The sequence below is a fragment of the Frankia sp. CoBUL1 genome (genome assembly GCF_978021245.1).
The window spans coordinates 1-9,007 of sequence record NZ_CDXDOS010000132.1; the positions used below are offsets into that span (position 1 = coordinate 1).

7 protein-coding genes are annotated in these 9,007 nt (G+C 71.6%); 6 read left to right on the top strand and 1 reads right to left on the bottom strand.

Translation table 11 applies throughout. The annotated features are described in order from the left end of the window. The 3 genes from malQ to AC08OX_RS11045 all read left to right on the top strand — a co-directional run. Positions 1-2,322: 4-alpha-glucanotransferase (gene malQ, locus AC08OX_RS11035; RefSeq protein ID WP_476607726.1), on the top strand; the 2,322-nt coding region annotated here is incomplete at its 5' end. Positions 2,323-2,332: 10 nt separating this feature from the next. Further along, entirely contained in the window at positions 2,333-2,773 is a 441-nt protein-coding gene (locus AC08OX_RS11040; RefSeq protein WP_476607727.1) for a hypothetical protein, read from the top strand. After that, on the top strand, positions 2,760-3,197 hold the full coding sequence (locus tag AC08OX_RS11045) for a DUF5130 family protein (protein ID WP_476607728.1): 438 nt from the start codon (positions 2,760-2,762) through the stop codon (positions 3,195-3,197). The genes AC08OX_RS11040 and AC08OX_RS11045 overlap by 14 nt, the downstream gene beginning before the upstream one ends. A 76-nt stretch (positions 3,198-3,273) precedes the next feature. Here the strand turns inward: AC08OX_RS11045 and pepN are convergent, their stop codons facing one another. Continuing rightward, positions 3,274-5,823: an aminopeptidase N gene (gene pepN / locus AC08OX_RS11050; protein WP_476607729.1), complete on the bottom strand. Its 2,550-nt coding sequence runs from the start codon at positions 5,821-5,823 to the stop codon at positions 3,274-3,276. Positions 5,824-6,136: 313 nt separating this feature from the next. On the opposite strand from pepN, the gene AC08OX_RS11055 reads away from it, so the two are divergent. Genes AC08OX_RS11055 through AC08OX_RS11065 form a run of 3 tightly spaced genes read left to right on the top strand, consistent with a single transcriptional unit; the run spans position 6,137 to position 8,110 of the window. Next, the gene (locus AC08OX_RS11055) at positions 6,137-7,369 is read left to right on the top strand and encodes an AI-2E family transporter (protein ID WP_476607730.1); all 1,233 of its coding nucleotides are present in this window, start codon (positions 6,137-6,139) and stop codon (positions 7,367-7,369) included. A 56-nt stretch (positions 7,370-7,425) separates the two neighbouring features. Further along, positions 7,426-7,602: a hypothetical protein gene (locus AC08OX_RS11060; protein ID WP_476607731.1), complete on the top strand. Its 177-nt coding sequence runs from the start codon at positions 7,426-7,428 to the stop codon at positions 7,600-7,602. Between the two features lie 19 nt (positions 7,603-7,621). Beyond that, a complete protein-coding gene (locus tag AC08OX_RS11065; RefSeq protein WP_476607732.1) occupies positions 7,622-8,110 on the top strand; it encodes a ribose-5-phosphate isomerase in 489 nt (162 codons plus the stop codon). The last annotated feature ends 897 nt before the right edge of the window (positions 8,111-9,007 follow it).

Consider the following 9,007-nt stretch of genomic DNA (forward strand, 5'->3'; position numbering starts at 1 on the left):
TCCCCCGCCGGTCCCACCGCCCCGGCGGGACCGCAGCCCGCTGGGACGCCGGTAGTGGACCCCGCCATCGACCCGGTCCTCGCCGAACTCGCCGCGGTGTCCGGCGTGGCGACGTCCTACCTCGGGGCCGACGGTGTCCCGGTACAGGTCGCGCCGGACACCGTCCGGGCCGTCCTGCGGCTGGCGGGGGTCGATCCGACGGATCCCGCCGCAGCGCTCGCGGCGGCGCTGGAGCGGCCTTGGCGACGCCGGGTGCCGGCCTGCGCCGTCGTCGTCGCAGCAGCACCGCGCCCGGTGGTCGTTCACACGCCGGTGGAGATCATTCCACACGCTGAGCTGGAGCTCGGCACCGGCGGCCGAATCGTCCTCGATCCCCCCGGTGCCCCCCTGGCCGAGCGGGTGCTCGACGGTGTGCCCTGGGTCGCCCGGCCGATAGGGCTCCCGGCGGGCCTGCCCTTGGGGGACCACGTGCTGCACATCGACGCCGGAACCGAGCGGCATCGCTGCCAGGTCGTTGCCGTGCCGGCCGCGGTGCCCGGCCCCGCCGCCCTCGCCCCGCCGGCCCGCGCCTGGGGCTGGATGATCCAGCTCTACGCGCTCACCTCGACGTCGTCCTGGGGGATGGGGGACTATGGCGATCTCGCGACGCTCGCCGACTGGTCGGGCCGGGCGGGTGCCGACGTGCTGCTGGTGAATCCGCTGCATGCGGGTGCGCCGACCCTGCCCGTCGCGGCGTCCCCCTACTCGCCCGCGAGCCGCCGTTTCGTCTCCCCGCTCTACCTGCGACCGGAGCGGACGCCCGAGTACGCCCGGGCCGATCCCGCCACCCGGGCGGCCGTTGACGAGCTCGCCCGCGGCGCCCGTCGCGACGGGCGGCGGGACGGTCTGCTCGATCGGGACGTGGTGTGGCGGGCGAAGCTGGCCGCGCTGGAACTGCTCTTCGAGGTCTTCCGGCGTGGCTGCGAGCAGGTGGCATCCGCCGGGTCCGCCGAGCCCGCCGGGTCCGAGCCCGCCGGGTCCGACCTGATCGATTTCGCGACCTGGAGCGCGCTCGCCGAGCGGTACGGCCCGGACTGGCGGACCTGGCCGGCGGGTCTCGCTCATCCGGGCGCGCCCGCCGTCGCCGAGGCGAGGGCGCAGCTGGCCGACCGTGTCGCCTTCCACGTGTGGCTCCAGCAGCGCTGCGACCAGCAGCTCGCCGTGGCGCAGGCCGCCGCCCGGGCTGCCGGGATGGCCGCCGGGATCGTGCACGACCTGGCCGTCGGCGTCGATCCGGGCGGTGCGGACGCCTGGGCGCTGCAGGACGTTCTCGCCGTCGGCGCGAGCGTGGGGGCCCCACCGGACACCTTCAACCAGCAGGGCCAAGACTGGGGGCTGCCGCCGTGGCGGCCGGACGCCCTGGCCGAGGCCGGGTACGCGCCGTTGCGTCAGATGGTCGCCTCGGTGCTGCGCCGCGGCGGCGGGCTGCGGGTCGACCACATCCTCGGCCTGTTCCGGCTGTGGTGGATTCCGGCTGGGGCGGGCGCCGCTCACGGGACGTACGTGCGTTACGACGCCGAGGCGATGCTCGGCCTGCTCGCGTTGGAGGCCGCCCGCGCCGGCGCCGTCGTCGTCGGGGAGGATCTGGGTACCGTCGAGGCATCGGTGGCGACGACGCTCGCCCGCATGAACGTGCTGGGTTCGACGGTGCTGTGGTTCGAGCAGGACGCCGAGGGCCGCCCGTTGCCGCCGACGGCGTACCGGGCGGCGACGATGGCCAGCCTCACCACGCACGACCTGCCCACCGCCGCCGGCTACCTCGAGGGCGAGCACGTGCGCACCCGCGCCCGGTTGGGGCTGCTCGGGCGTTCGGAGGAGGCCGAGGCGGCAGGCTGGCGAGCCGAGCGGGACGCGTTGGTCGAGCTGGTGCGATCCGAGGGACTGGTGGATCCGACGGGCGCGGCGGCGGGCCTCGGCGGACGGGGGAACCCCGGCGGGCGCGGCCGGCCGGAGTTCGACCCCGCCGTTCGGCAGGAGATCGTTTTCGCGCTGCACCGGCTGCTGGTGCGGTCTTCGTGCCGCATCGTGCTCGGGTCGCCGGGTGACGCGCTGGGCGACCGGCATCAGCCGAATCTGCCGGGCACGACCGACGCCTATCCGAACTGGCGGCTCCCGGTGACCGACTCCGCCGGTCGGCCGGTTACGGTAGAACGTCTGCTGACCGATCCGGACGTGCGCAGGCTTGGCGAGTTCCTCGCCCAGGTCCGGGTTGCCCAGGTCCGGGGCGTGTCGTCCGCCGGTGCGGCATCCCCAGACGAGGACCGTAACCTCATTTCCCGGTAATCTTCGCTGCGTGACTCGACGTCGACCGCGCCAGACCCGATGGCTGCCGTTCGCCGGCACCTCCCGCCCGTGCCCGGGGGCGCACCTCGCGCCGGGGTCGCGATCCAGGATCGCGCCGCGCCGGGCTCTCACCGTTGTCGGCCTCGCGCTGTTCGCGGTGCCGGTGTTCGCGGTGAGCGCCGCGGCCGGGGAGATCGGAACCCCCTACAACCCCGATCCGCTCACGGCCGTGCAGGCATGGGCGATCTACGGCGGCACCATCGTCGGTGGGTTCGTCATCGCGATCCTGCTGGCCGCGTGGTCGAGCCGCAAGAGCGGGCCGGTGCGCTACCGCCCGGGGCAACCCTGGGAGCACGACGAGATCTGGATCGGCTCCAAGCCGGAGGAGATCGAGGGCGAGCAGACGAAGACCGCCCTTCCCGGCGCGGGTGGTGCCAGTGGCAACTGGTGAGCCGTTCACCCACGAGCAGCTCGACCGGCTGGACCGGGCCCGGGAGCTTGCCGAGACGCGTACCGGCATCCACGTCAGCATCCGGATCGGCGCGGTGCGCGGCGACGTCCGGCTCGCCGCCGAGCGGATCCTCGCGAACCTCGTCGACGACGCGGGGTGGGATGCCGCCGTGCTGATCCTCGTCTCGCCCGGGCAGCGGTTCGTACGGATCGCCACGACTCCGGCCGCCAGGAAGCGGATCAGCGACTCGGCCACCGGGCTCGCCGCGTTGACGATGGCCTCCAGCTTCGCGCTGGGCGATCTGGTCGGCGGCCTGATCACCGGCATCCACCAGCTCGCGGACGCGGCAGGTGGCGCGGGCGGCGCAGCCGCCGGGACCCTCCCCCCGACGCAGCCTTCGTTGGCGGTCAGCCCGACGCCCTGACCCCGCTGATCCCGGAGGAGCCGGCCCGGCCGGTTCCTCCGGCCGGGCCGGCTCCGACTGGCCTGACGCGGGTACGCTACGCCGCCGCCTCGATGTCCTTCTTGCGTGCGGCCAGCGCCCGGACGAGCCCGTCGCGGCCTTCCAGCAGGGCCCGCCGCAGGGGCGGAACCGGGTTGTGCTCGGCCAGGTAGGCGTCGACCTTCGCCACCGTCTCCGGTTCGATCACCGACGCCGGGAACAGCATCTGGGTGATGGCGGAGGCCATGTCGAAGCTGCGGGTCTCCCAGATCCCAGCGATCTCGTCGAAGAAACGGTCCACGTAGGGCCGGGTCAGCTCGAGCTGGTCGGAGATCCAGAAACCGCCCATCGTCGCGGCGGCCAAGTGGTTCGACAGGGTGTCCGAGTCCATGACCGCCGACCAGGCTGCCGCCTTCGCCGCCGCGGTCGGCCGTGCCGCCCGCGCGGTCGCCGCTCGCTTCTCGCCGGTGGCGGTGCGGTCGCGGGCGAGCTCCGCGTCGATCTCGGCGTCGGCGTACACGCCCCGGGCGACGAGTTGGGTCAGCAGGGTCCAGCGCAGCTCGGTGTCGAGCACGAGTCCCTCGATGACGTCGGTGCCCTCGAACAGCGCCCGGATCCGCGCCACCTGGTCGGCCTCCTCGGCCTGGGCGAAGGAGGTGGTGTAGACGAGCTGCAGGTCGCTGCCGGGGGCCGCGGCGCGCGCCAGCTCCTCGGCGCGTTCCGTCAGCGCGCGCAGCGCGGGCTTCCGGTTTGCCGGGTCGCCGTAGGTGTCGATCGTCAGGTCCGCCTTGGCCAGCAGCGACTGCACCACGCCGATGTCGTCCTCAGCGGTCACCCCGGACAGCACGAGCCGGACGTAGTCCCGGGCGGCGAGTTCGGCGTCGCGGGTCATGTCCCAGGCCGCCGCCCAGCACAGCGTCCGGGGCAGTGACTGGGAGATGGCGCCGATCGCCTCGACGAGCGTGGCCAGCGACCGCTCGTCGAGGCGCACCTTCGCGTACGTGAGGTCGTCGTCGTTGAGCAGGATCAGATCCGGCTGGCGGGCACCGACGAGCTTGGCGACCTCGGTGAGTTTGCCCGTCACGTCGAGCTCGACCCGTTCCCGCCGGACCAGCGCGCCGGTGGCGTCCCGATCGTAAAGGCCGATCGCGAGCCGGTGCGGGCGCAGCGTGCGCGAGGCGGTCGGCGGCGCCGACGCCGGCTCCTGCACCACGTCGAACGAGGTGAACAGGCCCGAGGAGTCGGTGAAGAAGCGTGGCCGCAGGGTGTTCGCGCCGGTGGTCTCCAGCCAGTCCGCGGACCAGGCGGTCAGGTTCCGCCCGCTGGCGTTCTCCAACTCGTCGAGCAGGTCGCGCAGCGACGTGTTCGCGTACTCGTAGCGGCGGAAGTACGCCCGCAGCCCGGCGAGGAACTCCTCTTGGCCGACCCAGGCCACGAGCTGCTTGAGCACCGAGGCGCCCTTGGCGTAGGTGATGCCGTCGAAGTTCGTCCGCACCGCGTCCATGTCCGGGGCGTCGGCGACGATCGGGTGCGTGGAGGAGAGCTGGTCCTGGCGGTAGGCCCAGCCCTTCTCCGCGTTGGCGAAGGTCGTCCAGCCGTTGGTGAAGCGGGTCGCGTTCACCTGGGCGAGGACCGACATGTAGGTGGCGAACGACTCGTTCAGCCACAGGTCGTCCCACCAGCGCATGGTGACCAGGTCACCGAACCACATGTGCGCCATCTCGTGCAGGATCGTCTCGGCCCGCCGCTCGCGGCGGGCCTCGGTCACCTTCGCCCGGAAGACATACTCCTCCAGGAAGGTCACGCAGCCGGCGTTCTCCATCGCCCCGGCGTTGAACTCGGGCACGAACAACTGGTCGTACTTGCCGAACGGGTACCGGTAGTCGAACACCCGGTGGTAGAAGTCGAACCCGGCTTTGGTGATCTCGAAGAGCTCGGCGGGGTCGAGGAACTCGGCCAGCGATCGGCGGCAGTAGAGGCCCAGGTCGATGCCGTCGTGGTGGTCGCGGACCTCGTGGTACGGGCCGGCGACGAGCGCGGTGATGTACGTCGACATCACCGGGGTGGTCAGGAAGCGGATGGTGCGCACCCCGATCGCGGCCTCCGCCACCGCGGCGACCGCGCTGTTGGAGATCGCCTTCCAGTCCGCCGGGACGGTGACCGTGAGGGTGAACGTCGCCTTGAGGTCGGGCTGGTCGAAGCAGGCGTACATCCGGTGCGCGTCGTACGTCTCGAACTGGGTGTAGAGGTAAACGGCCTCGTCCACCGGGTCGACGAAGCGGTGCAGGCCCTCACCGGTGCGGGAGTAGACGCCGTCCGCCACCACCGTGAGCCGGTTCGACTCCGCGAGGTTAGCGAGCCGGATCCGCTCGCCGTCGAACACCGCGGCGGGGTCGAGCGGCGCTCCGTTGAGAACGACCTCGTCGACCTTCGTGGCGGCGAGCTCGATGAACGTCGACGCCCCAGGCTCGACGCAGGTGAAGATGACCGCGGTTGACGTGCGGAAGGTCTCGTGGCCGGTCGTCAGATCGAGTTCGACGTCATAGGAGGCAACGTTGAGCAGGCGGGCGCGCTCGCGCGCCTCGTCGCGGGTGAGGTTGTTGGGCACCCGGTTCCTTTCGGACGGCACGGACTTGCAGGACTGCACACGGTCATCACCGTGTTCCCAGTCTCCCACGCCGATGAGGGGAACGGTCGCTGCCGGGGGACGTGGTGGTCGGGGGCGTGGTGGTCGGGCCGTCGGCCGTGGTACCGGTGCCGGAGATGGTGGATTGTGGTGATTGGCGCAGGGTGCCCGCTCTCGCTGGTCGCCGATGCGGCACGATGGCGACATCTTCCGCGTGACCAGCTTGCGGGAGGATCGGGATGTCCGCGCGGTCGCGGGAAGGCAGGAAGAGGGCAGGACAGGAAGGGAGCCGCCGGTGAGACGGGTGGCGGGGCTCGGTCGCGTCCCCGGGCGCCCTCACCGGGCTCGCCGGGCCTCAGCCGTTCCGGCCGGCGGTGGGCCGTCCACCGCGCCGATGCCCACCGCGCCGATGCCCGAGGCGGCGGCATCCGAGCCACCAGGCGGGCCGCGGGCCGCTGGCGGGGGGGAGTCCCCGGCTCGGCGGGCCGATTATCACATCCCGGTCGCGCTGCGGGTCTCGGCGGGCTGGTCGTGGCGTCTGATCGTCACGGGCGCGGCCATCTACATCCTGCTGATGGTCGTGGGACGGGTCCGGATCGTGGTGATTCCGCTTATCGCCGGGCTGCTCATCGCCGCTCTCATCCATCCGCTCGCGCACCGGCTGCAGCGGCTCGGTATGAACCGGCTGGGCGCTGCCTTCACCGCGTTGTTCGTGTTCTTCGCGGTGTTCGTGGGTGTCGGGGTGGCGGTGGGCTTCAACGCCGCGAACGAGATCCCCACGGTCAGTGACCAGGTCAGCGAGGGCGTCGAGCAGATCCGCGGCTATCTGAGAAACGGTCCGCTCCACCTGTCACAGAGCCAGATCGACAATCTGGTCGACGACATCCGCAAGAGCCTGGCGAACAACCGGGGGCGCCTGGTCTCCGGGGTGATCTCCGGCGCCTCGGTGGCCGCCGAGGTGCTCACCGGCCTGCTCGTCACCCTGTTCTCGACCTTCTTCTTCCTGTACGACGGGGATCGTATCTGGGACTGGATCGTCACCCGCTTCCCGGACGGAGCGGAGGAGCGGGTGCGTGGCGCCGGTCGGGAGGCGTGGAACACGTTGACCGGCTACATTCGTGGGACGGTCTTTGTCGCGGCGGTCGACGCGATCGGTATCACCATCGGCCTGGTCGGCGTGGGTGTCCCGCTCGTCGCGCCGCTGGCCCTGCTGACGTTCTTCGGCGGGTTCGTCCCGATTGTCGGGGCGACGGTGGCCGGCGCCGCGGCGGTACTGGTGACCCTGGTCTCGAATGGCGTGCCGGATGCGTTGATCATTCTGGGTGTCGTGTTGGCCGTGCAGCAGGTCGAGGGGCACCTGTTGCAGCCGCTGGTCATGCGGCGGGCGGTGCGGTTGCATCCGCTCGCGATTGTCATCGCGCTGTCGGCCGGTGGCGTGTTGGCCGGCATCCCCGGTGCCATCGCCGCCGTTCCGTTCGCTGCCATGGTGAACAGGGTCGCCGGTTATCTCGCCGTGAGCGGGAAGTGACCACCACCCCGACGGGTTGATCCCGGTCGAACGGTGCCGTCGACCGAGGAGACCACATGAGCGCCGAAACTCTCGACACCCCCGCGGCCACGTTCGTACCCACACCCACGTCCGTACCCTTGCCCGCGGACGCGACCGAAGCGGTCTTCTGGGACGGAGTTCTGCTCGTCGCTGCTACCCCCGGCTTCCACGAGCTCAAACGGACCTGGGGCCAGGACCCGATCCTCACGTGATCGGGCATGATGACACATCATGCGTGTCCATCTGGGATCTGACCATGCGGGCTTCCACCTGAAGGAGGCGCTCGCCGAGCGTCTGGTGGAGCTGGGCCACGCGCCCGTCGACCATGGTCCTGTCGAGTACGACCCCGACGATGACTACCCTCCGTTCGTCCTCGCCGCTGCCGCCGCCACCGCCGCCGAACCGGGCAGCATGGGCATCGTCATCGGGGGATCGGGCAACGGGGAGGCCATCGCGGCGAACAAGGTCGCCGGGGTGCGCGCGGCCCTGGCATGGAGCGAGCAGACGGCGACGCTGGCCCGCCAGCACAACGATGCCAACGTGCTGAGCCTCGGCGCGCGTATGTACACCGTCACGGCGGCCCTGACGTTCGCCGAGGTCTTCCTCAGCACGCCGTTCAGCGGGGAGCAACGACACGTGCGGCGGCTTCGGATGCTCTCGACCTACGAGCGGACCGGGGACGTACCGTCGGTGCCCGGGTCGGCCCCGTCGGCTTCCTGAGACCTGTTCTTCGAGGACCCGGTCTTCGAAGCTCCGGTCTTCGAGGACCCGGTCTCGGCAGGGCCGCTCTCACGCGGTCCGGCGGATCCGCGGTCGGAGCGTCGGCGGGTCCTGCGGGCACCCCGGCCGCGGCGGACCGGGTCGGTGGGGCTGGTCGACGGGGTCGCCGGTGCGGGGCGTGATCCGCGATGCAGTACCACCGATCGCTCGGCCTCGGCGAGGTCGGCGTCGGTGGGCCGGGCGGCGTCGCGGGCCCGCATCGCCGTTCTCGGGGGCAGCTTGCTGCGACCCGCATCGATGAGACCGCGCAGCTGCGCGTCCGCCTCGCCCGCCCCGGCCGCATGCGACCGGGCCCGACCTGCGCGCTCGGGTCGTGGCATGGCTCCTCCATCCGCCCTGGCCGGAACCCTTGGTGAATCATCCCAGAAGCGGGCCGCTCGGGGAGGCCTCGTGACGCGGGTGGACGTCGGAAATCCGCCGGTGCGCTGGTTATCCCCCGCGCCAGGTTGATCTCCATCCTTCCATTTCCGAAGGCCTCCGGAAGTTCACCGTCCCGGGTGCTACCGGCGGGTCGCCCGACAGCGACAGCCCGACCGTTTTCGGTCCGGTCGACGCCGGGCCCCGGAATCGTCGTGGCGTCGCCGATCCACGGTTCGCAAATCCGTACCCGGTGTCGGCGGTTGGTCCCCCACCGGCCGCGTTTTTCTGCTCCGCAGCGTGCACGCCCGCGGGCGCCGGGTCGCCGCATCGCGACCTGGCCGACCGTCCGATCCAGGATGATCCGAGGCGCTACGGGGGATCGGCCACCCCCTGTCCGAGCTGTTCTGCCTCATCCGTATGCTACACATTGCCAGATGAACGTCCAATAGTCCAACGTACGCTCAATAGCAGGGCTGC

What these genes read in the sequence shown, in the direction of transcription:
- AC08OX_RS11060 (WP_476607731.1), top strand. Translation starts at nt 7,426, where the DNA reads ATGAGCGCCGAAACTCTCGACACCCCCGCGGCCACGTTCGTACCCACA.
- AC08OX_RS11065 (WP_476607732.1), top strand. Translation starts at nt 7,622, where the DNA reads ATGCGTGTCCATCTGGGATCTGACCATGCGGGCTTCCACCTGAAGGAG.